Source organism: Streptomyces sp. NPDC056452 (assembly GCF_042796085.1).
Taxonomy (GTDB): domain Bacteria; phylum Actinomycetota; class Actinomycetes; order Streptomycetales; family Streptomycetaceae; genus Streptomyces.
This window is the reverse complement of sequence record NZ_JBHTRI010000003.1, coordinates 186,584-209,100: the sequence shown is the minus strand read 5'-3', so window position 1 is coordinate 209,100 and position 22,517 is coordinate 186,584. Positions and strand designations below refer to the sequence as shown.

The 22,517-nt window shown below is 70.4% G+C and carries 19 protein-coding genes; 4 read left to right on the top strand and 15 right to left on the bottom strand.

Annotation, left to right across the window (positions count from 1 at the left end; translation table 11 throughout):
- Positions 1 to 449: 449 nt before the first annotated feature.
- On the bottom strand, positions 450 to 1,280 hold the full coding sequence (locus ACFQ6X_RS04750) for an alpha/beta fold hydrolase (protein WP_383175885.1): 831 nt from the start codon (positions 1,278 to 1,280) through the stop codon (positions 450 to 452).
- A gap of 201 nt (positions 1,281 to 1,481) precedes the next feature.
- Here ACFQ6X_RS04750 and ACFQ6X_RS04745 point away from each other — a divergent pair, with 201 nt between their 5' ends.
- Entirely contained in the window at positions 1,482 to 2,366 is an 885-nt protein-coding gene (locus tag ACFQ6X_RS04745; RefSeq protein WP_383175882.1) for an RNA polymerase sigma-70 factor, read from the top strand.
- Positions 2,367 to 2,684: 318 nt separating this feature from the next.
- Positions 2,685 to 3,452, top strand: a complete 768-nt coding sequence (locus ACFQ6X_RS04740; RefSeq protein ID WP_383175879.1) for a GntR family transcriptional regulator — start codon at positions 2,685 to 2,687, stop codon at positions 3,450 to 3,452.
- Positions 3,453 to 3,534: 82 nt separating this feature from the next.
- Here ACFQ6X_RS04740 and ACFQ6X_RS04735 read toward each other — a convergent pair whose 3' ends face one another.
- The 3 genes from ACFQ6X_RS04735 to ACFQ6X_RS04725 all read right to left on the bottom strand — a co-directional run bounded on the left by ACFQ6X_RS04735 (position 3,535) and on the right by ACFQ6X_RS04725 (position 6,620).
- Positions 3,535 to 4,692: an ROK family protein gene (locus ACFQ6X_RS04735; RefSeq protein ID WP_383175876.1), complete on the bottom strand. Its 1,158-nt coding sequence runs from the start codon at positions 4,690 to 4,692 to the stop codon at positions 3,535 to 3,537.
- Between the two features lie 100 nt (positions 4,693 to 4,792).
- Positions 4,793 to 5,443, bottom strand: coding sequence for a response regulator transcription factor (locus ACFQ6X_RS04730; RefSeq protein ID WP_329213378.1), 651 nt, complete (start codon positions 5,441 to 5,443; stop codon positions 4,793 to 4,795).
- A 4-nt stretch (positions 5,444 to 5,447) separates the two neighbouring features.
- Complete coding sequence (locus ACFQ6X_RS04725; protein WP_383175872.1) at positions 5,448 to 6,620, bottom strand: sensor histidine kinase; 1,173 nt, start codon at positions 6,618 to 6,620, stop codon at positions 5,448 to 5,450.
- A 107-nt stretch (positions 6,621 to 6,727) separates the two neighbouring features.
- Between ACFQ6X_RS04725 and ACFQ6X_RS04720 the strand changes: the two genes are divergently transcribed.
- Positions 6,728 to 7,663, top strand: coding sequence for an ATP-binding cassette domain-containing protein (locus ACFQ6X_RS04720; RefSeq protein ID WP_383175869.1), 936 nt, complete (start codon positions 6,728 to 6,730; stop codon positions 7,661 to 7,663).
- An 11-nt stretch (positions 7,664 to 7,674) separates the two neighbouring features.
- On the top strand, positions 7,675 to 8,412 hold the full coding sequence (locus tag ACFQ6X_RS04715) for an ABC transporter permease (protein ID WP_383176175.1): 738 nt from the start codon (positions 7,675 to 7,677) through the stop codon (positions 8,410 to 8,412).
- 48 nt (positions 8,413 to 8,460) lie between these two features.
- Here ACFQ6X_RS04715 and mug read toward each other — a convergent pair whose 3' ends face one another.
- The 11 genes from mug to ACFQ6X_RS04660 all read right to left on the bottom strand — a co-directional run bounded on the left by mug (position 8,461) and on the right by ACFQ6X_RS04660 (position 22,411).
- Positions 8,461 to 9,045 (bottom strand): G/U mismatch-specific DNA glycosylase, encoded by a 585-nt coding sequence (gene mug, locus ACFQ6X_RS04710; RefSeq protein ID WP_383175866.1) that lies wholly within the window; start codon positions 9,043 to 9,045, stop codon positions 8,461 to 8,463.
- 19 nt (positions 9,046 to 9,064) lie between these two features.
- A complete protein-coding gene (gene purB, locus ACFQ6X_RS04705; protein ID WP_383175863.1) occupies positions 9,065 to 10,507 on the bottom strand; it encodes an adenylosuccinate lyase in 1,443 nt (480 codons plus the stop codon).
- Between the two features lie 108 nt (positions 10,508 to 10,615).
- Positions 10,616 to 11,410: an SAM-dependent methyltransferase gene (locus tag ACFQ6X_RS04700; RefSeq protein WP_383175860.1), complete on the bottom strand. Its 795-nt coding sequence runs from the start codon at positions 11,408 to 11,410 to the stop codon at positions 10,616 to 10,618.
- A gap of 142 nt (positions 11,411 to 11,552) precedes the next feature.
- Positions 11,553 to 12,389: an SGNH/GDSL hydrolase family protein gene (locus ACFQ6X_RS04695; protein ID WP_383175857.1), complete on the bottom strand. Its 837-nt coding sequence runs from the start codon at positions 12,387 to 12,389 to the stop codon at positions 11,553 to 11,555.
- A gap of 101 nt (positions 12,390 to 12,490) precedes the next feature.
- Positions 12,491 to 13,513, bottom strand: a complete 1,023-nt coding sequence (locus ACFQ6X_RS04690) for a hemolysin family protein (protein WP_383175854.1) — start codon at positions 13,511 to 13,513, stop codon at positions 12,491 to 12,493.
- Complete coding sequence (locus tag ACFQ6X_RS04685) at positions 13,510 to 14,847, bottom strand: hemolysin family protein (protein ID WP_383175851.1); 1,338 nt, start codon at positions 14,845 to 14,847, stop codon at positions 13,510 to 13,512. The genes ACFQ6X_RS04690 and ACFQ6X_RS04685 overlap by 4 nt, the downstream gene beginning before the upstream one ends.
- 370 nt (positions 14,848 to 15,217) lie before the next feature.
- The gene (locus tag ACFQ6X_RS04680; protein WP_383175848.1) at positions 15,218 to 15,658 is read right to left on the bottom strand and encodes a GNAT family N-acetyltransferase; all 441 of its coding nucleotides are present in this window, start codon (positions 15,656 to 15,658) and stop codon (positions 15,218 to 15,220) included.
- A gap of 66 nt (positions 15,659 to 15,724) precedes the next feature.
- The gene (gene atzF / locus ACFQ6X_RS04675) at positions 15,725 to 17,404 is read right to left on the bottom strand and encodes an allophanate hydrolase (protein ID WP_383175845.1); all 1,680 of its coding nucleotides are present in this window, start codon (positions 17,402 to 17,404) and stop codon (positions 15,725 to 15,727) included.
- The gene (locus ACFQ6X_RS04670) at positions 17,401 to 20,961 is read right to left on the bottom strand and encodes a 5-oxoprolinase/urea amidolyase family protein (protein WP_383175843.1); all 3,561 of its coding nucleotides are present in this window, start codon (positions 20,959 to 20,961) and stop codon (positions 17,401 to 17,403) included. The genes atzF and ACFQ6X_RS04670 overlap by 4 nt, the downstream gene beginning before the upstream one ends.
- Positions 20,958 to 21,596 carry an urea amidolyase associated protein UAAP2 gene (locus ACFQ6X_RS04665; protein WP_383175840.1) on the bottom strand — a complete coding sequence of 213 codons (639 nt, stop codon included), beginning with the start codon at positions 21,594 to 21,596 and terminating at the stop codon, positions 20,958 to 20,960. Before ACFQ6X_RS04665 ends, ACFQ6X_RS04670 begins: the two co-directional genes overlap by 4 nt.
- Positions 21,593 to 22,411 (bottom strand): urea amidolyase associated protein UAAP1, encoded by an 819-nt coding sequence (locus ACFQ6X_RS04660; protein ID WP_383175837.1) that lies wholly within the window; start codon positions 22,409 to 22,411, stop codon positions 21,593 to 21,595. The genes ACFQ6X_RS04665 and ACFQ6X_RS04660 overlap by 4 nt, the downstream gene beginning before the upstream one ends.
- Positions 22,412 to 22,517 lie beyond the last annotated feature (106 nt).

Genomic DNA, 22,517 nt, shown 5'->3' with positions numbered 1-22,517 from the left:
CGGTGCTGCGTCCGCTGGGCCCGAAGCTGCTGTCGGCGACCGTCTGTGCCGTCGCCGCCGTGGAATCGGCGCTGCTCGGCGTACTGCTGGACGGGGCGGGATTCGTACGGGTGCCCACGGGGGGAGAGGCGTTGGCGCTGCTGTGGCAGGCGGCCGTCGTCACGGTGATCGGATTCGTCTGCTGGTACAGCGGTATGCGGCGCATCGGTGCCGAGCGCGCCACGCTCTTCTCCGGGCTGATCCCGGTCTCGGCCGCACTCACCGCGCCTGTCGTCGGTGTGGGGGTGTACGGCATGGCGCAGGGGGCGGGCAGCCTTCTGGTGGGCGCGGGTGTGGCCCTCGGCTCGGGCGTCCTGAGGCGCCGCCTTCCCGCAGCCGGGAGGGCTGCCGCTGCCGTAAGCGGTGCGGGCCGTTCCGGGGCCGGGGCCGCAGCGCTGCGCGTCGGGCGTTCAGCGGCTCGTGTCGAGGATGACGCGCGCCACGGGGGCGGGGTCGTCGTTCATCGGAACATGACCGCAGTCGGGGAGCCGTACGAGCCGGGCACCGGGGATGAGGCACTTGGCACGGATCCCCTGCCGACGCAGGAGCAGACGGTCCCGGCTGCCCCAGGCGATGGTGACCGGAAGATCCGGCACATCATCGGTGAACGCGAGGCCCCGGCCGGCGGCAAGAGTCTGGTGGAAGCCCGTCGCCCCGCGCAGAGCGACCGTCTCGGACACGACGGCATCGGGTGAACGGCGGCCGGGCCGTGCGTAGATGGTGCTCGTCAGCGCCGCACGGCCGGCCGAGCTCCGCGAAAGCCGCTCGATCACGGGCATCGGCATCGTCAGCGCACCGCGGCGCATCGTGCGCAGCACCCCGAAGGCGTAGCGGCGCTCGCCCTCCGTCCAGAACCCGGCCGGGGACAGGGCCGTCACCGAGGAGACGAGCTTCTCGCGGCCCAGCTCCAGAGCCAGGAGCCCTCCGAGGGAGTTCCCCGCGACGTGCGGGCGCTCCACCCCGATCGCCTCGCAGAAGGCGGCGAGCACCGGGACCACGGTCCCCAGGTCGTAGGGGAGGCCGTCCGGCAGCGCCGGTGAGTCCCCGAACCCGGGCAGGTCCACGGCTATGACATCCCGCTCGGCGGCCAGGATCCGTACGACCGGGTCCCAGGCCTGACGGTGGTGACCGATGCCGTGGAGCAGGAGCAACGGCTCGCCGGACCCGGTTCGTTCGTACGCCATGGACACGGTGTGCCGGCCGACGGCCGAATCGACTGCGAACGAGACCGTGGTGGCCATGCTGCTCCTCAGGTGATCCGTCCCCGGGTGGGCGGGGGATGAGTGGACAGGCCCCTCGTCAGCAATAATTACCGCCCGGTAGCTTGTAGTTCAATAGGTGTGCCCGATTCCTGCTGTCCCGCGGTTCCTGCTGTCCCGCGGTTCCCCCTGTTCCTGCTGTTCCTGCTGGACAGCGTCCGACGTGTCCGCTGGGATGGGGAAGTGACTGCCGACACCGTGACCGATCTCTTCGAAGAAAGCCGGCCCGTCCTCACCGGGGTCGCCTACCGCATGCTCGGCCGCATCGCCGACGCCGAGGACGTGGTGCAGGAGGCGTGGCTGCGCTGGTCGTCGGCGGGACGCGAGGACGTGCGGGAACCGAGGGCCTTCCTCGTACGCATCACCACCCGGCTCGCCATCGACCGGCTGCGTCACCTGCAGTCCAGGCGCGAGGCGTACGTGGGGCCGTGGCTGCCCGAGCCTGTCGTCACCGAGTTCGGGCCTTCCGTCCCCGACACCGCGGAACAGGCGGTCCTCGCCGACTCCGTGTCCCTCGCCGTGCTGGTCGTCCTCGAGTCGCTCTCGCCGCTGGAGCGCGCGGTGTTCGTCCTCCGCGAGGCCTTCGGATTCCCCTACGCCGAGATCGCGGTCACCCTCGACCGGACCGAGGCAGCGGTTCGCCAGCTCGCCGGGCGCGCCAAGCGGCACGTGGAGGAGCGCAAGCCGCGCTACGACGTGGATCCGGCTGTTCGCCGTGATCTCACGGAGCGGTTCCTCTCCGCCGCGTCGGGTGGCGACATCGAGAAGCTGCTCGACCTGTTGGCGCCCGACGTACGGCTGGTCAGCGACAGCGGGGGCAAGTCGAAGGCGCCGCTGCGGATCATCGAGACCGCTGACAAGGTCAGCCGCTTCCTCTACGCGGTCGGGCGGGACATGTCCGTGGAAATGGAGGCGCGGACCGTGGAGCTCAACGGTGGTCCGGCCGTGGCGTTGTTCGACGACGGAAAAGTGGACACGGTCTTCCAGGTGGACGTCGAAGGGGGATTCATTCAATGCGTCTATATCGTTCGTAATCCAGACAAACTTTCTGGATTGTCCGTGAGTTAGGTGGCCGCTCGGCGGATAACCGTCCGCCTTCCTCTCCGCGGCGGCCCTTCTCCCGGCACCCGCGAACCCATGAACCCGCGCGCCCATGAACCACCTGAGCCCCACGAGCCTCCTCGGACGTGGGGCTCAGTGCTGCGTGGTGCCCACCGCTCCGCGAACGTCCTGTGAACGCTCTGCGGCAGTGGACCGTTTCGCTCCGTTACGGGGTGAGGATTGGTCTTGACCAAGGTGGTACGCCGTCCTAAGGTCTCCATGTTAAGACAGGGACCTTTAATAAATAACGTCGCGGAAAGACGCCGGGCGAATGCGGAGGACAGGGTGGGGACCACGCAGCTGGAATCGGTACAGGAGCCGAAGTACTGGCACCTCAAGACCGTGCTCAGTGAGGCACTCGACTCGGACTTTGCGGTAGGAGAAATCCTGCCCAACGAGCGTGACCTCGCGGCGCGTTTCGGAGTCGCCAGGGCCACGCTTCGACAGGCTCTCGAGCAGCTCGAACTCGAAGGCAGACTGCAGCGACGTCGGGGCGTCGGCACGACCGTCGCTCCGCCTCGTGTCGGTGTGGCCGTCGCTGCCGCGCAGCACGACTGGGCGGGCGGAGGCTCGGACGAGGCATGGCAGCCCGTCGAATGCACCGTTGCGACAGCTCCCGCCGCGGTTGCCGCCGTGCTGGAGTGCGACGCCGAGGAACCCGTGCACGTGGTGCGCCGCATCCGTGTCACCCATGGGCAGTCGGTGGCGGCGGAGCTCCTGTACGTCCCCTCGTCGTCCGTACCGGAACTCTCCGCGATCGAAGCGCCGTCCGGGCCCACCCGGGCCCGCAGCGTCCTGCGTGAGCTGCACCGACTCGGCCTCGACGGCCAGGACCGCTCGGTCGAGCTCGGCTCGGCCCGCGCGGACGACGCCAAGGAGCTCGACCGGCTTCCGGGTGCCCCGGTTCTCGTGGTCACGACACGCTACTTCGCCGCCTCCGGTACGGCGGCCGTATCTGTCGCCACGTACCGGGCCGACACCTGCCGCCTGACCTTCGGGGACTCGGGGGCGCTGGAGATCAGCCACGACGAGCAGGAGCAGCAGGCCTCCTGACCTGAGGGCGCAGCGGTTCCTGTCCCCGGCACCCGAGCCCGGCCACTCGCTCGTGCCATGGCCAACGTGCGGCCCGTCGCAGTCAGCGGCGGGCCGTTACCGTTGCCTCCACCGCGAAGAGCTGCTCCTCGACATGGTCCAGCGCGAGCCGCAGGGCGCCCGTGGCCACGGCCGCCTCGCCCAGCAGTGACAGGGCAACCCGGGGCGGCCGCAGGCAGTAACGGGCCAGCTCGTCCCGGAGCGGGTCGAGGACACCGTCCAGGCCGGCGGCCCAGCCGCCGATGACCACGAGCTCCGGATCGAGCGCCAGCACCAGGGCCGCGACGTCGTGCACCAGACGCTGGATGAACCGCTCCACAGCGGCTTGCGCGCCGGCATCGCCGTGCTTGGCCTTCGAGAAGACGGCGGCCACGGCGTGCTCGTCCAGCGGGTCCAGCGGGGTGTCGGTCGTCGAGAGGAGATGCTCCGGGGTGACGTCCCGACCCAGCAGGTGCAGCGCGCCGATCTCGCCGGCCGCCCCGCCGAATCCGCGGTGCAGCCGTCCGCCGATCAGTGAACCCGCCCCGGGGCTCAAGCCCGCGAGAACGAAGACGATGTCATCGGACTCGGTTGCCGCACCCTTCCAGTGCTCGGCCACCGCCGCGGCATTGGCGTCGTTCTCCACCAGCACAGGGCACCGGAAGGAGCGCCGCAGCTTCTCGCCGAGCGCCAGGCCGGTCCAGTCCGGCAGAGCGGTGGCCAGCCGCACGGTCCCGTCGGCCTCGACAATTCCGGGGCTGCCCACCCCGACCGCGCGCAAACTGCTCCGCGCGACTCCGGTACGCCGCAGTACATCGGCGATCACGGCCCGGACCTGATCGATCCTGTCATCCGCGCACGCGGTCTCGGAGACCTCACGCGAGCCCGCGCCCACGATCCTTCCGTCCAGCCCGGACAGCAGCGCGGAGACCCGGTGGGGGCCGATCTCGACACCCAGCAAGTACCCGGCCTCGGCACGGAACCGGAACCGCCTGGCAGGCCGCCCCTGCCGCCGTGCCTCGCTCTCGTCAGGCGGGGCCTCGACGACCAGGCCTGCCTCGAAGAGGCCCTCGACGACTCCCTCGACGGTGGGGCGGGACAGCCCCGTGAGCCGCGTCAGATCCGTGAGAGTGGGTGACTGGGCCCCCCGCAGGGCGTGCAGCACCACCGCGGAATTGATCCGCCGGAGCAGAGACGGGTCCCCACCGGTCAGCCGGCCCACGGTGTGTCCTCCCAGGTCGCGCGCATGTCTGCCGGATCGTACTCGCTGACCCAGGCTGCGGCGACCGGCTGCGGAAGCCGGTACCGAGAGGTGACCTGAGTCAGCCCGGAGCCACGAAGCCGGACTCGTAGGCGGCGATCACCGCCTGGGTACGGTCCCTGGCGCCCAACTTCGCCAGAACCGCGCTTACATGGCTCTTCACCGTCTCCACCCCGACCGTGAGTTTCGCGGCGATCTCCGAGTTGGACAGGCCCCGTGCCATCAACCGGAGCACTGCGGCCTCACGGTCGGTGAGAGCCGCACGGTCCATCGCCGCCCGCGCCTTGCTCGTGCCGTACTCCGCCGCGAGCCGGCGGACCGCAGCGGGGAACAGCAGCGACTCTCCCTCCGCCACCAGCCGCACCGCGTGCACGATCTCCGCAGGCCTGGCGCGCTTGAGGAGGAACCCGTCCGCACCGGCACGCAGGGCCTCGTACACGTACTCGTCGTTCTCGAAGGTCGTCACCACGAGGATCTTCGGCGGATCGGCAACCGTGCGCAGCACCAGCCGGGTCGCCTCGATCCCGTCCATCAAAGGCATACGGACGTCCATCGCCACGACGTCGGGGCGCAGTTGACGCACGAGAGGGATCACCGCGGCACCATCGGCCGCCTCACCCACCACGGTGATATCGGGCTGCGCCTCGAGGACCGCACGCAGTCCCGTGCGTACGAGGGGCTCGTCGTCGACCAGAAGTACGGTAACCGGCATCCGGTCAGCGTATGTGGTCCAGCGGGAGGCTCGCGTGCACCATCCACTCTCCTTCGTACGGGCCCGTCTTGGCCTTTCCGCCCAGCATGGAGGCTCGCTCCCGTATGCCCCGCAGGCCGCTGCCGCCGCCCCGCGCCTTCGATGATCCGTCGAGCGGATTGGCCACCTCGAGCTCCAGCCACCCGTCTATCACCGCGAGCCTCACCCGGACGGGTACGGGGCCGGCGTGACGCAGCACGTTGGTGAGTGACTCCTGAAGAATGCGGTAGCCCTCGCGGGAGACGGGGTCGGGGACCAGATCCAGCGGCCCAGACACATCCGCTTTGATCTTCGCACCGGCGCCGCGAGCCGAGTCCAGCAGTCTGTCGGCCTCGAGCAGCGTGGGCCGCCGGCTGACGGGGGTGCCCGACTCCCGCAGTACGCGCAGGACGCGCTCCAGATCGTCCAACGCGCTGCGGCCCGTCTCCTCGATGGCGGCGAGTGCCCGGTCGGTGAACTCGGGGTCGCGCGCAGTCCGGGCGGCCCCCGCCTGCACGACCGCGACCGTCAGCGCGTGCCCGATCGAATCATGGAGCTCGCGCGCTATCCGGTTGCGCTCGAGCAACTGCTCGGTGCGTTCTTCCAGGGCGGTCATCCGCTCCACCCGCGACGGGCCGAGCAACCAGCGGGCAACGGCTGTGACCAGGTGGCCGAGCACAACGACCAGCCCGAGCAGCAGCAGGATCGGCAGGGGAGCGAGCAGCGCGAACCACCAGCTCGGCTCGACGCCACGGACCAGCCAGTCACCGCTCAGCGGGGTCCCGAACGAGGCGCTGACGAGGTCGACCGTCGTGGCCGGCAGCCAGACCGTTGCGAAGGTGGCCGCGGTCGCGAACAGCAGCCGTGCCTCCAGCCAGGCCGCGGTGCGCCAGCGGTCCGCCCATGTCGCCGCGGGCGCAATGGAGATCGCGGCGTCCGGGCGGCCGCGCTCCCGCGGTGTGAGGAGCAGTTGGGCCTGCACTCCTTCGGCGAGACGCATCGCGGGAATCAGCCCCACAGGAATCGCGAGGAAGAAGGGAACCCACGGCCGTTCCGGGGAAATGAAAAGCCACACACTGACGACCGCGGACGGGATGAGCAGGTGAAGCCATCGGCTGTAGGTGGCGGGGACTGCCAACGGTCTGAGGAGGCGGCGCATGCTGCCATCGTGCCAGTGCCGAACGGCGGGAGGCTCCCCCGTGAGAGGGAGACGGTCCACTCGGGCGGGGGAGGCCACGGACCGTGGCCGGCGGCCAGTCTGGGGTCATGACCAGCATCGACGTTCACGAGCTCACAAAGGACTATGGACCTACCCGCGCCGTGGACCACCTCACGTTCAGCGTGCGGCCGGGCCGGGTGACGGGATTTCTCGGTCCGAACGGCGCCGGGAAGTCCACCACCATGCGACTCGTCCTCGGCCTGGACCGGGCCACGGGTGGTTCCGCCACGATCGGCGGACAGCCCTACGCGTCGCTCGCCGACCCGCTGCGCCGGGTCGGCGCCCTGCTCGATGCGCAGGCGGCGCACGGTTCGCGGACAGCGCGCAACCACCTGCTGGCGCTCGCCGCGAGCAACCGCATAGCAGGCAGCCGGGTCGAGGAGGTGCTCGAGGAAGCCGGTCTCGGCGCGGTCGGCGGGAAGCGGATCAAGACGTTCTCGCTCGGCATGCGCCAGCGTCTCGGTATTGCTGCCGCCCTGCTCGGAGATCCGGAGGTGGTGATGCTGGACGAACCGTCGAACGGACTGGACCCGGAAGGCATCATCTGGATCCGTGAGCTGATGCGGCGGCTGGCCCGGGAGGGCCGCACCGTCCTCGTCTCCAGCCACTTGATGAACGAGACCTCTTCCTTCGCCGACCACCTGGTGGTCCTCGGCCGGGGCCGGCTCCTCGTCGATCTGCCGATGCAGGAGTTCCTCGACTCGCGGAGCCGTCCGCGCGTACGTCTCAGGACGACCGAATCCGCGCGTCTGAGGGATGTGCTGATCCGCAAGGGATACGCGCCGGAGCAGGGAGACGACGGCCGCTGGACGGTGGAGGGAGTCAAGGCGGAGGAAATCGGTGCCATCGCCGCCTTCGAAGGAATCCCCATCCTTGAGCTCATCGATGAGCAGGCCACCTTGGAACAGGCGTATCTCGACCTCACCGCGGCCGAAACGGAATTCGCCGCCTCTACTTTACCCACCGCCCGCCAGGAGGTCTGATCGTCGTGACGATGTCGCCAACTGCTGTTCTCCACTCCGAGTGGATCAAGATCAAGTCGGTGCGGTCCGTGTCCGGATCCCTGATAGCGGTCTTCGCCGCCACCCTCGCCATCACCGTGCTCGCGTTCGCCACGGTCGGACAGGCGGAGGCGGACAACGCGGACGCGGAGCCGGTCTTCGACGCCTTCTACGCACTGAACTTCGGCCAGATCGCCGCTATAAGTTTCGGTGCGACCGCCCTGTCCTCCGAGTTCCTGAACGGGGCCCTGCGGATATCGCTGTCGGCCGTTCCACGCCGAGGCCTCTTCTACGCGGCCAAGATGTCCGTGGTCGGCGGACTCGCTCTCGCTGTAGGGATGATCACCAGCTTCGCCACGTTCCTCGTGGGGCAGATGTTCATGGGCGACTACGCGATCGGTCTGGGAGAACCCGGCGCTCTGCGTGCGGCGTTCGGCGGGGGTATCTACCTCACGCTGATGGCGCTGTTCGCGGCGGGACTGACGGCGCTGCTGCGCAGTGCGGTTGCCGTCCTCAGTCTGCTCATCCCCTTCATCCTGATCGTCTCCTTCGTGGTCGGAGACATCGCGGGCGGTGTCGCGCAGTATCTTCCGGACCGGGCAGGGCAGTTGGTGCTCCACCAGACTCCCCAAGGAAGTCTCGGGCCGTGGACGGGGCTGGCCGTCACCGCCGCATGGGCCGGTGCCGCGCTGTTCGCCGGCTGGTGGGCGGTGCGCAAGAGGGACGCCTGACCGGCGCCCGACGGGCACAGGAGCTCCGGTGCTCAGGAGCTCCGCGGCTCAGGGGCGCTCAGGGGTGTGGCGGCCAGGGGCGGGAGGTGCGGATGTCTCCTGTCCCACGGCCGTGCGCAGGCGGGCGAATTCCTCCGCCATCGTCCTCACGGTCCAGTGGGCGTTGAGCCCACTGGGGTTGGGCAGGGCCCAGACACGGGCGCCGCCGATGGTTCGCTCCTGAGGGCCGATCTGCGCACGGCGTTCACCGAAAGCTGTGCGGTAGGCGGTGACGCCGACGACAGCGAGCCACGAAGGCCCGAACCGCTCCACCTTCGCCGACAGAAGTTCGCCCCCTTCGCGGAATTCCGCGGGGCTCAACTCGTCCGCACGTGCCGTGGCGCGGACCACCACGTTGGTGATGCCGAGCCCATGGGTGAGCAGCTCGTACTGTTCCGACGGTTTCAGTTGCCTCGGAGTGAAGCCCGACAGATGCAGAACGGGCCAGAACCGATTGCCCGGGTGGGCGAAATGGTGGCCAGTGGCCCCGGTCATGAGACTCGGGTTGATGCCGCAGAAGAGCACACGCAGACCACCCGCGACCACATCGGGGACGATGCGGTCGCGGGCGGCCAGGAGTTCCTCGGGTGTCATGCGACGGTGGTACGGACCGTCAGAGGATGGAACCGGGCGTGTAGCCGGCCGCTTCCGGGTGCTGCTTGGTGATCTCCTCGATCCGGGCCACCAGAGCGGCGACCTGGTCGCCGGCCGCGCCGGTGAAGGACAGCTTGTCCGCCATCAGGGCGTCCAGCTGTGCACGGTCGAGCGGGATGCGCTCGTCGGCGGCCAGCTTGTCCAGCAGCTCGTTGCGTTCCGCACCCTGCTCGCGCATGGCCAGTGCCGAGGCGACAGCGTTCTCCTTGATCGCCTCGTGGGCGACCTCACGGCCGACCCCTGCCCGTACCGCGCCCATCAGCACCTTGGTGGTGGCGAGGAACGGGAGGTAGCGGTCCAGCTCACGCGCCACGACCGCGGGGAACGCACCGAACTCGTCGAGGACCGTCAGGAAGGTCTCCAGCAGACCGTCGAACGCGAAGAACGCGTCCGGCAGTGCGACGCGGCGGACCACGGAACAGGACACGTCGCCCTCGTTCCACTGATCGCCCGCCAGCTCGCCCGTCATCGACGCGTAGCCGCGCAGGATGACCATCAGGCCGTTGACGCGCTCGCAGGAGCGGGTGTTCATCTTGTGCGGCATGGCCGACGAGCCGACCTGACCCGGCTTGAAGCCTTCGGTCACCAGCTCGTGGCCGGCCATCAGCCGGATGGTCTTGGCGACCGACGAGGGTGCAGCGGCCAGCTGGACCAGCGCGGTGACCACGTCGTAGTCGAGAGAGCGGGGGTAGACCTGGCCGACCGAAGTGAAGGCCTGCGCGAAGCCGAGGTGACCGGCGATGCGGTGCTCCAGGTCGGCGAGCTTGTCCGCGTCGCCGCCCAGCAGGTCCAGCATGTCCTGGGCGGTTCCGACGGGGCCCTTGATGCCACGCAGCGGGTAACGGTCGAGCAGGTCCTCGAGCCGTCCGTAGGCCACGAGCAGCTCGTCCGCGGCAGTCGCGAAACGCTTGCCGAGCGTCGTCGCCTGTGCGGCGACATTGTGGGAGCGGCCCGCGATGACCAGCTCGCGGTACTCGGCGGCCAGCTTGCCCAGGCGGGCCAGAACCGACACCGTACGGTCGCGCATGAGCTCCAGCGAGAGCCGGATCTGCAACTGTTCGACGTTCTCGGTGAGGTCCCGGGAGGTCATGCCCTTGTGCACCTGCTCATGGCCGGCGAGGGCGTTGAACTCCTCGATCCTGGCCTTCACGTCGTGCCGGGTCACCTTCTCGCGCTCGGCGATCGAGGCCAGGTCGACCTGGTCGATCACCCGCTCGTAGTCGGCGAGCGCTGCGTCGGGCACCTCGATCCCGAGGTCCTTCTGAGCGCGCAGCACCGCCAGCCACAGCTGACGCTCCAGCTTCACCTTCTGCTCGGGGGACCAGAGGACGGCCAGCTCCGTGGAGGCATAGCGGCCGGCCAGGACATTGGGGATGCGAGGCTTCGCAGACACAGCAGTCACGTGTCCAGATTCTACTGGCGGTTTCTGCAGGCCGACGCCGCGGGCCGGTGTGTGCTTTCCTACGAACGCGATGCCGGGCCTGATCCCAAGGCCTTGCCAGGGGAGGCCCTACCGCTTCGCGGCCACGAATCCCCACTGGTCGACCGGCTCACCGGTGACGGGCTCCTCCGGGCGCCACAGGCTGATCGACCCGAAGCCCGGCTCGACCAGGTCCAGACCGTCGGAGAAGGAGCGCATGATCTCCCTCGGCCGTGAGATGTAGGGCATGGCGCCGCCGCTGGCATAGTCGTCGGACGCCGCCCGGGTCTCCTCCGTCTCGATCGTGTCGCACAGCATCAGGAAACTTCCGGCGGGGAAAGCGTCGAGGTAGCTGCGCAGAAGGGCGGCGGCCTCGCCGCCGTCCGCGATGTGCCCCAGGGTCGAGAGCACCATCAGGGCGACCGGCTGCTGGAGATCCAGTGTCCTGGCGGCCTCGCGCAGTACCGTCCCGGAGTCCCTCAGATCCGCGTGCACGTAGTCCGTTGCGCCCTCGGGCCGGCTGGTCAGCAGGGCGCGCGCGTGGGCCAGCACGATCGGGTCGTGGTCCACGTAGACGATGCGGGCCGAAGGGGCGACCGCCTGGGCCACCTCGTGCGTCGCGTTCGCTGTCGGCAGGCCGGTGCCGAGGTCGAGGAACTGCCGTACCCCGGCTTCCTGGGCCAGATAGCGAACAGCCCGCGCCTGGAAGAGTCGGGAGGCACGGGCGATGTCGATGATCTGCGGGTACGACTCCTCCATGGCCGCGCCCAGCAGGCGGTCCACCTCGTAGTTGTCCTTGCCGCCCAGCCAGTAGTTCCAGACGCGAGCCGAGTGCGGTGTGCCTGTGTCGATCCGGTCCGCCGGCGCCGAGGTGTCGTCACTCATCGTTCATCCCTGTCCTGGTGCCCAGGGTGGCCCTGCGCGGTGGACGACCAGCCTGGCTCATCCGCCTCTTGCGTACCAGGTGCAACTGCGCCAACTCGGCCGCCGGGCAATGAAGTCGGGAAGTCGGGCCCGCGCTAAGGCGTCAGCCGTCCAGCCGGCGCCACTCCGTCACAGGCCCGGGGTTCGCCGCGTCCACGGGCGTGACATAGAAGGCACGCCCGAGCCCGGCGTCGAACTGAGCGCCGGCCCGTCCGTCGCCGGACGAGCGTCCGGTAAGACGCCGCCCGATCCAGGGCATCAGATGCTGGCGGGCGAACCTGACGTCATCGACGCGCCGTCTCGCCCAGCGGGCCGGCTGGGAAGCCGGCACGGGGGTCTGCCAGTCGCTCTCCGCAGGCAGTCCGAGCGTCTGCCAGACCGCCTCGGCGACCCTTCGGTGTCCCTCGGGCGTCAGATGCAGCCGGTCGACGTCCCACATCCGGGGATCCCCCAGAGAGGGCGCGCCGTACAGATCGGCCACCACCGCGCCGTGCCGTTCCGCCAGGTCGTCGACCAGCGAGAAGAGCTCCTCCATGCGCGGACGGAAGCGTTCCATCACGGGACCGTTGCGCCCGGGGCTGCGCATCAGCACCAGCTTCTTGCACGACGGCGCGAGACGCTCCACGGCCTCCTCAAGCCGACCCCGCACCATGCCCATGTCGCACTTCGGCCGCAGGGTGTCGTTGAGCCCGCCGACGAGCGTGATCACGTCGGGCTGCAGCGCTGCCGCGACGGCTACCTGCTCGTCGACGATCTGGCTGATGAGTTTTCCGCGCACGGCCAGATTCGCGTACCGGAATCCGGGCGTGTGGGCCGCGAGCCGGGCAGCGAGGACATCGGCCCAGCCGCGGTAGGAACCGTTGGGCAGCAGGTCCGACATGCCCTCGGTGAACGAGTCGCCGACCGCGACAAGACTGGTGTAGGAGGCATTCAATTCCATGACCATGCGATCTTACCGTGGTGGGAACACGCGGCCGGATCCCGACGGAAGAGGGGCGCGACCGCAGTCGCGCCCCTCGCCACTCCCGCAGGACACCGGCGTCAGCGTGCCTGGGCCCTCCCCACCAGCTCACGCAGCACGTCCTCCATCGTGACCATGCCGACCAGCCGGTCGTTGTCCTCGTCCAGCACGGCTGCCAGGTGTGTACGGCTCCGTCGCAGCGCGGTCAGGACATCGTCGAGCGGCGTATTGGCCCGCACCCGGGCGATCGGCCGCATCGCCGTCACCGGGAACGGAACGTCGCGAGGTGTGGCGTCCAGGGCGTCCTTCACGTGCAGGTACCCGAGAATCCGCTGCTCGCTGTCCATGACGGGAAAGCGGGAGAAGCCGGATTCCGACGAGAGCCGCTCCAGCTCTTCGGGCGTAGTCCCGACCCGCGTGTACAGCACCCGGTCGACCGGCAGCAGGACGTCCCGGACCGGTCGTCGGCCGAGTTCCAGGGCATGCCGCAGCCGCTCCGCCGAGCGGTCGTCGACGAGGCCTGCGTCACCCGCGTCCTTGACGAGCCGGGCCAGCTCGTCGTCGGAGAAGGTCGCGGACACCTCGTCCTTGGTCTCCACCCGCAGAAGTTTCAGCAGAGCGTTGGCGAAGGCGTTGATGGTGAAGATCACCGGGCGCAGCCCCCTGGCCAGGGTCACGAGCGGCGGTCCGAGCAGCAGCGCGGTGCGGGCCGGTTCGGCCAGCGCGATGTTCTTCGGCACCATCTCGCCCAGCAGCATGTGCAGATAGGTTGCCACGGTCAGGGCGATCACGAACGAGATCGGGTGCACCAGTCCGTGCGGCACCCCCACCGCGTCGAAGACGGGCTCCAGCAGGTGCGCGATGGCGGGTTCCGCGACGATACCGAGCACCAGCGTGCAGAGCGTGATGCCCAGCTGCGCCGCGGCAAGGAGCGCCGACACATGCTCGAGGCCCCAGATGACGCTGCGCGCCCGCCGGTTCCCGGCCTCGGCCTCCGGCTCGATCTGGCTGCGCCGTACGGAGATCAGTGCGAACTCCGCGCCGACGAAGAAGGCGTTCACGACCAGGGTCAGCAGCCCGATGAAGAGCTGCACGGCGATCATCGTTCGTTCTCCGTCGGATCGTCGGTACCGGGCAGCGGTGCGTGCAGCAGGGCGCGCGCGGCGCGGTGCCCCGAGGCGTCCACCACATCGAGCCGCCAGCCCGTGAGCTCGACGGTGTCGCCGACCACGGGGATGCGGCCGACTTCGGTCGCGATGAGCCCGGCGAGTGTCTCGTAGGGCCCGTCCGGGACCCGCAGCCCGATGGTCCGGAGCTGGTCCGTGCGTGCCGCGCCGTCGGCGGACCACAGGGTGCGGCCGTCGGCGTCCTCGCCGGCGGGTGCGAGGTCGGGCGTCTCGTGCGGGTCGTGCTCGTCGCGTACCTCTCCGACGACCTCCTCGACGATGTCCTCCAGCGTCACGACGCCTGCCGTGCCGCCGTACTCGTCGATGACGACAGCCATGGCGAGTTTGCCGGACAACCGGTCCAGCAACCGGTCCACGGTGAGGGTCTCGGGCACGAGGAGCGGCTCGCGCAGCATGTCCGACACCCGTTTGCGGGGCCGCTGCGCTGCCGGGATGGCCAGCACGTCCTTGATGTGCGCGACTCCCACGACCGAGTCCAGGCTGCCCCGGTAGACGGGGAAGCGGGAGAGACCGGTCGCCCGGGTGGCGTTCGCGACGTCCTCCGCGGTCGCCCGGATCTCGAGGGCGGTCACCTGGACGCGCGGCGTCATCACGTTCTCCGCGGTCAGCTCGGACAGGTTGAGGGTGCGGACGAACAGTTCCGCGGTGTCGGCCTCCAGGGCGCCCTCCTTCGCGGAGTGACGCGCCAGGGCCACCAGCTCCTGAGGGCTGCGCGCGGAGGCAAGCTCCTCCGTCGGTTCGAGGCCGAAGCGGCGCACGATCCGGTTGGCGGTGTTGTTGAGGTGGCTGATGAACGGGCGGAAGACGGCGGTGAAGACCCGCTGCGGAGTGGCGACCACCTTGGCGACGGCCAGCGGGGACGAGATCGCCCAGTTCTTCGGGACGAGCTCGCCGACCACCATCAGGACCACGGTGGACAGGGCGGTACCGATCACGAGCGCCAGCGTGGAAGCCACACCGGGGGAGGCCCCCATGGCCTCGACCGGTCCCCGGATCAGCTTGGCGATGGACGGCTCGGAGAGCATGCCGACCACCAGATTGGTGACGGTGATACCGAGCTGCGCGCCGGAGAGCTGATAGGTGAGGCTGCGGACAGCCTTGAGTGCTCCCGCCGCACCTCGTTCCCCCCGCTCGACGGCCCGTTCGAGGTCGCCGCGCTCCACTGTGGTCAGAGAGAACTCCGCCGCCACGAAAGCGCCGCAGGCGAGTGAGAGCAGCACCGCCACGAGGAGCAGAAGCACTTCGGTCATCGGTTCACCTCCGTCCCATGATCGGGCAGGGGCAGGAGGTTCGCGCGATGTCGGCGGGATCTACTACTGGGAGGCTCGCCCATGGGCGGACGCTCACACCTTTCGAAAAGTGGGACGGTTGAGGATCCATAGTAAAGGGTCGGCAAAATGCCGGGTGCGCCGGGCGTTCCCGGAGGCCACCCATGGTCGCAGCCGGTGAGGTGCTCCAGTCCTCTGCCCGCATCGGATTCCGGCATGCGCCGGAGGAAGGTCCGAATCCGCCGGAGGAGGGTCCGAATCCGGTGGAGGAGGTTCCGAATCCCGCCGGAGGAGGGTCCGATCCGCCGGCGAAGGGCCGAATCCGGCGGAGTCCGCAGCGTCCCACGCGTGGCTACAGCGTCTTCACCCATCGCCGCCAGTGATCCTCGCGGTGGTACCCGGTCGCCGCCCATGTGCGGTGCGCCGTCGCGTTGGCCTCCAGGACCATGGCGTCGACCCGGCGCCCGCCCAGGGCGATGAACCGCTGCTCGGCTGCGTCCATCAGGGCGCCGGCGATGCCTTGCCGGCGGCAGTCCGGGTGCACGGCGAGCCGGTAGGCGGAGCAGCGCCAGCCGTCGAAACCGGCGATGACGGTTCCCGCGAGGACACCGTCGCGCTCGGCGAGCAGCAGGGCTTCCGGGTCCCTCGCGATGAGCCCGGCCACCCCGTCGTAGTCGTCACTGATACTCGTCCCCTCCGCGGCCTCGCCCCAGAACCGCAGCACGGTGCTGATGTCGGCCGGAGTCGCGCAACGGATCGCGAGGATCGCGGAAGGGACAGGGAGATCGCTCATGGGGCGACCCAAGCAGAGCGCCGACCTGTTCTGCGAACCATTTCCTCGCCGAGGACGGGCGCGCGGTCATGAGGTGGCCGCGTGCCCGCCCCCGCCGGTTTCCGCTGCGAGGTACGCCCGCCAGCCACCGTGCGCCGTGATGTCCGCGGCCCCGTGCAGTGCGTACGGCTCACAGAGGAATCCAGGGGCCGTGGTGCCGTCGGCGAGGTCGATGCGGCCCAGCGTCATCGGGTGCGGGAGCTGCGCCGTCAGAGTCCCCAGCCCCTCCGGCGGCAGTTCCCAGATCTCCGTCTCGACGGATGCGCCGTCCTCGGCGACCCGTTCAAGGCCCGGCTTGGCGGGAGCCGTACGCAACGCGTGCAGTCTGTAGGTGGGCGCTGTCCTCGTCGTACGGACCAGCCGGGCACCCAGCGCGAGGAGCTGTGAGTTGAGCGGCTGGCCCGTCAGGTGGGCGCCGACCACGGCGAGCTGTACGGGCGGGGTCAGGAGTGCCGCGATCCGGGGCAGCCGTTCGTCGGTGTCCGCCGGGCCGATCAGCATGACGCCGAAGGGCAGTCCCGCGATGTCGCCCGCGGGCACGGCGAGCGCGCACATGTCGAACAGGTTCGTGGAGTTGGTGAACCGTCCCAGTCGGGTGTTCGTGCCGACGGGGTCGGCGGCCACATCGGCGAGAGTGGGGTGCCCGGGCGTGGTGGGGAGCAGGAGGGCGTCGGCGTCGCCGAGTGCGCTCAGGGCCGCTGTACGGAGACGGGCCAGGCGGTCCCGGTCGGCGAAGAGGCGGTGCGCGGGGATGTCGCGGGCGGCGGAAATGATCGCGGCCACCGTGGGGTCGAGATCCGGGGGCGCGGGAGTGCTGTCGATGAAGTCACCCACGGCGGTGTAGCGCTCGGCCACGAACGCCCCCTGGTACAGCAGGGCCGCCGCCTCGGTGAACGGGGTGAGGTCCAGCTGCCTGATCTCGGCACCCGCCGCGCGGAACCGCTCGACGGCAGCGTCGTACGCCTCTGGCCAGCCGGGGTCGAGCGTTCCCAGCTGCTGGACGGGAGGGACGGCGACGCGCCAGGGTCCCGGTGTCCGAGGAGGGACGGCACGCGGTGCGGGAGCGCTCATCAGGCCCAGTGCCTGCTCCGCCTCGGGGAGCGTACGGGCGAACACCGTGACGCAGTCCAGGCTCGCGCAGGCCGGCACCACCCCCTCGGTCGGGACAAGACCTCGGGTCGGCTTCACACCGACGATGCCGTTGAACGCCGCGGGAACGCGCCCCGAGCCCGCGGTGTCCGTGCCGAGGGCCAGGTCGGCGATGCCCAGGGCGACCGCAACTGCCGACCCGGAACTCGAACCGCCGCTGACGCGCGAGGGGTCGACGGCGTTGCGCACCGCACCGTACGGGGAGCGGGTCCCGACCAGACCGGTGGCGAACTGGTCGAGGTTCGTCGTGCCGATCACCAGCGCACCGGCCGCGCGCAGACGGGCCACGGCGGGAGCGTCGGCGGCGGGCTTGTACGCGTACGAGGGGCAGCCTGCCGTGGTCGGCAGCCCGGCCACGTCGATATTGCCCTTGACCGCCAGGAGGCGGCCCGACAGCGGAAGGTGTTCGCCCGCCGCGATGCGGGCGTCCAGAGCGCGGGCCTCCTCCTCCAAGTCGGCGAGCGGACGCAGGTCGATCCAGATCTCGGGCCGGTCGACCTTACGGACACGCGCGTGGGCTGTCCGGACCCGCCGGAGAACGGGGCTGGGGTCGGTCATGGTGCCACCTCGGGTCGGCGGGACAGGACGAGCAGCGGTGTTCCCGATTCCACCTGGGCGCCGGGCCTGGTGAGGATCCGGACGACCGTGCCGTCCATCGGGGCATGAACGCGGGACTCCATCTTCATCGCCTCCAGGGCGAGCAGCGGCTGACCCGCCGTGACCGTGTCCCCCGCGGCCACATTCAACTGCCAGACGGATGCGGCGAACTCGGCTTCCAGCAGCCGGCCGCCCTCCGGTATCTCGATCTCCACCGGAACCTCGGGAGGGGCGGTTGCCGCCTCGGCCCTGGTGAACTCCCCGGCCTCCTCCCAGGCGTCACGCTCGGCGCCGAACGCGGTGCCCTGCCGGGCGCGGAACGCGGCGATCGAGGTGGCGTTCCCGTCGAGGAACGCCTGGTACCGCGCCAGCGAGAACTCGCCTTCCTCGATACGCGGTACGAAGCGCCCGGACGCGATGTCCGCGCGGAGCTCGAGGAGTTCGTCCGCCTCCACCGGATACCACTTGATGCGGTCGAAGAAGCGCAGCAGCCAGGGCGAGCCCGGCTCGAAGGCACCGCGCTGCTGCCAGCCCGACCACACCTGGGTCGTGCGGCCCACGAACTGGTAGCCGCCGGGGCCCTCCATCCCGTAGACACACAGGTACGCGCCGCCGATGCCGACCGAGTTCTCGGCCGTCCAGGTGCGGGCCGGGTTGTACTTCGTGGTGACCAGCCGGTGGCGCGGGTCCAGCGGAGTGGCGACGGGCGCGCCCAGGTAGACATCGCCGAGCCCCATCACCAGGTACTCGGCGTCGAAGACCGTGCGGTAGACGTCGTCCACGGAGTCCAGGCCGTTGACCCGGCGGATGAACTCGATGTTCCACGGGCACCAGGGGGCGTCGTCCCGGACCCCCGCCATGTAGCGCGCGATGGCCTCGCGGGTCGCCGGGTCGTCCCAGGACAACGGCAGATGCACGGTCCTGGACCGTACGACGAGGGCGTCGGTCGGCGGGAGCGCGGCCTCGGTGCGGTGGAGCAGCTGCAGAAGGCGTTCCTGCGGAAGGACCGAGGGGTCGGTCTGGATCTGGAGCGAGCGGATGCCGGGTGTGAGGCCGGTGATGCCGGGGACGGCCTGCGCCGTCAGCGCCTCCATCAGCGCGTGGATGCGCATCCGCAGCGCCAGGTCCAGCTGCATCGGCCCGTACTCGACCAGGACGTTGTCGTCACCGCTGCGGCGGTAGGTGAGGGTGCCGTCCTGGAACAGGATGCCGCCGTCGACGATCGCGGGGCGCGGCGCACCGGTGATCGTGACCGGCTGGAAGCGGACCGTGTCGCCGGGGCGGAGCTGCCCCAGCTTCCAGCGTTCGCCCGTCACCACCGTCGCCGGGCAGACGAACCCGCCCAGCGAGGGCCCGTCGGGACCGAGGAGCACCGGCATGTCGCCGGTGTAGTCGACGGCGCCCACGGAGTAGGGCGTGTCATGGATGTTGGACGGGTGCAGGCCGGCCTCGCCGCCGTCGGTGCGGGCCCAGCGCGGCTTGGGACCGATCAGGCGCACACCGGTCCTGGCCGAGTTGAAGTGGACCTTCCAGTCGGCCGCGTAGAAGTCGTGGATGTCCTCCTCGGTGAAGAACTCGGGCGCTGCGTGGGGGCCTTCGGCCGCCCCGATCCGCCACACGGAACCGAAGTGGGGACGTGCACCCGCCGGGACGGCGACGCCCGCGGTCGCGCCGGTCTCGTCGGTGGCGCCGGTCCCGTCGGTCCCGCAGTGCAGGACGTCGCCGGTGCGCAGCGCCCGCCCGCCGTGGCCGCCGAAGCCGCCGAGCGTGAACGTGGCGGCGCTGCCCAGGAAGTCGGGAACGTCCAGACCCCCTCCCGCGAACAGGACGTAGGTCCGCAGTCCGTGCTCCGCCGGGGTGCCGACAGCGAGGGTGGCGCCGGCCGGGACGGTCACGGGCTCCCACTGCCCGACCGGCTCGCCGTCGAGCGTCACCGGGGCGGGTGCGCCCGTGACACAGACCGTCGTCGTACGGGTGAAGCGCAGCGTCGGGCCCTGGAGCGTGCATTCGAGGCCGGGCGCGCCCGGGGCGTTGCCCAGGGCGGTGTTGCCGAGCCGGAAGGAGAGGTTGTCCATGGGGCCCGAAGGCGGTACGCCCACCTGCCAGTAGCCCGTGCGACCGGGCCAGTCCTGCACGGTGGTGAGTGTGCCGCCGGACACCACCTCGATACGGGGGGTCGGGTCCGTGACCGTGGCCAGGGTGGCGGTCGAGTGTGCGGCGTCCCTGACCCGGTCGTCGGCCAGGGCGGCCCGCACCAGGCCCAGATTGGTCTCGATGCCGTCCACCCGGGTGGCGGCCAGGGCCTCGTCCAGCCGGGTGAGGGCGTCGGCGCGGTCGGTGCCGTACGCGATGACCTTGGCCAGCATCGGGTCGTACGAGGTCGTCACCTCCGTACCCGTCTCGATCCAGGTATCCACCCGGATGCCCTCGGCCTCGGGGAACGCGACGCGGGTCAGCAGGCCGGCGCCGGGACGGTGGTCGCGCGTCGGGTCCTCGGCGTACACGCGGGCCTCGACCGCGTGGCCGCGCGGAGCCGGCGGATCCTGCACGACGCCGGTGTCGCCCTGTGCCAGGCGCAGCATCCAGGCGACGAGATCGACACCGAAGATCTCCTCGGTGACCGGGTGTTCGACCTGGAGACGGGTGTTGACCTCCAGGAAGTACGCCTCCTCGCGGGCGGCGTCGTACACGAACTCCACCGTTCCCGCGGACCGGTAGTCGACGGAGGCACACAACTCACGTGCCGAAGTGGCCAGTCGGCTGCGGATGTCGTCCGGGAGGCCCGGGGCGGGGGCCTCCTCCAGGACCTTCTGGTTGCGGCGCTGGAGCGAGCAGTCGCGGTCGCCGAAGGTGACCACGCGGCCCCGGCCGTCACCGAAGACCTGCACCTCCACATGCCGCGCGTGCTCGACGAGCCGCTCCAGGAAGACCCCAGCCGAGGCGAAGGACGCGGCGGCGACGCGCTGCACCCGCTCCCAGGCGTCGGTCAGCTCCTCGGCGGACCGGCAGGCCGACATGCCGATCCCGCCACCTCCTCCGGTGGCCTTGAGCATCACCGGGTAGCCGATGTCCTCCGCCGCGGTGAGGGCCGCGAGCAAGTCGGGGAGCAGCCCGGTGCCGGGCGCCAGGGGGACACCCGCCTCCTCGGCCGCCGCGCGCGCGGTGTGCTTGGCGCCGAACAGTTCCAGCTGATCGGCGGTCGGACCGACGAAGACGATGCCGGCGTCCTCGCAACGCCGGGCGAACTCCGCGTCCTCGGAGAGGAATCCGTATCCCGGGTGGATGGCACCGGCGCCGGTGTCCTTGGCGGCCTTGAGTACCAGGTCGGCGTCGAGGTACGACTCCTTGGCCGGCGCCGGGCCGAGGCGCACCGCCTCGTCGGCGAGCCGGACATGAGGGGCGGAGCGATCGGCGTCGGAGAACACCGCGACGGTACGCAGGCCCAGTTCGCGGGCCGTCCGGATGATCCGGACGGCGATCTCGCCGCGGTTGGCGATCAGGAGGGTGTCGAAGGTCATCGCGCGGCCCCCGTCGCCCCGGGGGTGGTGATGGTGGCCTCGACGGCTGTCGGGTCGAAGCCGTTGCACGGGTTGTTGATCTGGGGGCAGTTGGAGACCAGGACGAGGACGTCCGTCTCGGCGCGGAGGGTGACCTTCAGGCCGGGAGCCGAGATGCCGTCCACGATGCCGAGGGTGCCGTCCTTCTCGACCGGCACGTTCATGTACCAGTTGATGTTGGAGACGAGATCCCGTTTGCCGAGCCCGTGCCGGGCGCCCTCCGCGAGGAAGTTGTCCACGCAGGCGTGCTGCGACCAGGTGTGGTGCCCGTAGCGCAGGGTGTTGGATTCCTTGGAGCACGCGCCGCCGACGGTGTCGTGCCGGCCGCAGGTGTCCTCGGTGACCGTCATGAGCGGGGTGTGCTCGTTCGACATCAGCACGCTGCCGGTGGTGAGGAAGATGCTGCCCTGCGCGTGGAGGGTGTCCGGCGCGCTGTAGCGGACAGCGGTGTCCCGGGCGTCGTACACAAGGAAGTCGACGGCCTGATTGCCGTGCAGGTCGGTGAGGGTGAGGTGCTCGCCGGCGCGGACCACGGCGGACCACGCGGCCCGTGCGGGGATCGTGGCGGAGGTGGTCGTGGCGGTCGTCCGGGTCATGCTCGCCCCCTGGCGGTGAGGAAGTCGTACGTGTTGAGGAAGGCCCGGCGCCCCTCGGGTGCGGCGTCCCAGAGCGGGTCGCCGGGCTGCGTCGGCCGGGCACGCCAGGCGAGCACCTCCAGCGAGGTGCAGGTGTACGCCGGGCGGGGATCCAGCGGATGCGGGACGTTCGCGACGAGCACCGTCACGTCCTGCTCGGCGCGCAGTGTCACGGCCGTGCCCGCTCCCGCGGAGCCGGTGAAGTCCAGGGCGCCGTCCTCGCGTATCTCCACGCCCTGGAAGAAGGAGAGGGAGGGTGGCAGATCCCGGGGCTCGAGGCCGTTCTTGGCGGCGGCGAGCTTCAGCAGTTCACGCCCGGCGGGGGACCCGGACTGCGCAGTGCCGTCCCCGTACCGCGCGGTGTTGCGCAGGAGGGTCGACGTACCGCACAGCGCGTCGTGCCGGCCCGAGGAGTCGGCGATCACCGAAGCGAGGACGCGCCCCTGGTCGGAGAGGAGCAGCCGGTCCGCGCCGAGGTAGGCATTCCACTGCACCTTGATCGTGTCGGCGGTGTTCAGCCGCTCCCACGGGCGGTCGTCGGCGTACAGGAGCACATGGGCGCAGGCGTCGCCGTCGAGGTCGGTGAGGCGCAGTTCCGTACCGCGGGCGAGGACGCGGTGTGTGTAGTTGCCTCCCGCGACGGTCTCGGCCCACACGGGCTCGCCCGGCAGGCCGGCCGGCCAGTCGGCCGCGGGCACCATCGGCATGTCACGGGTACGGGTGACGTGTTGGGAGCGGGCGTGCTCCCGCGCTCCGTGTGTTGTCGCTGTCGCCATGGCTGGACCTCCGGTCGGCGGTGGCATCACTGCGCGGCTCGCTCGGGGCCCCGCGCCAGTTTCTGTCGCTCGACAGAAATTAAGTCGCCCGGGATTCGGGTTCGTT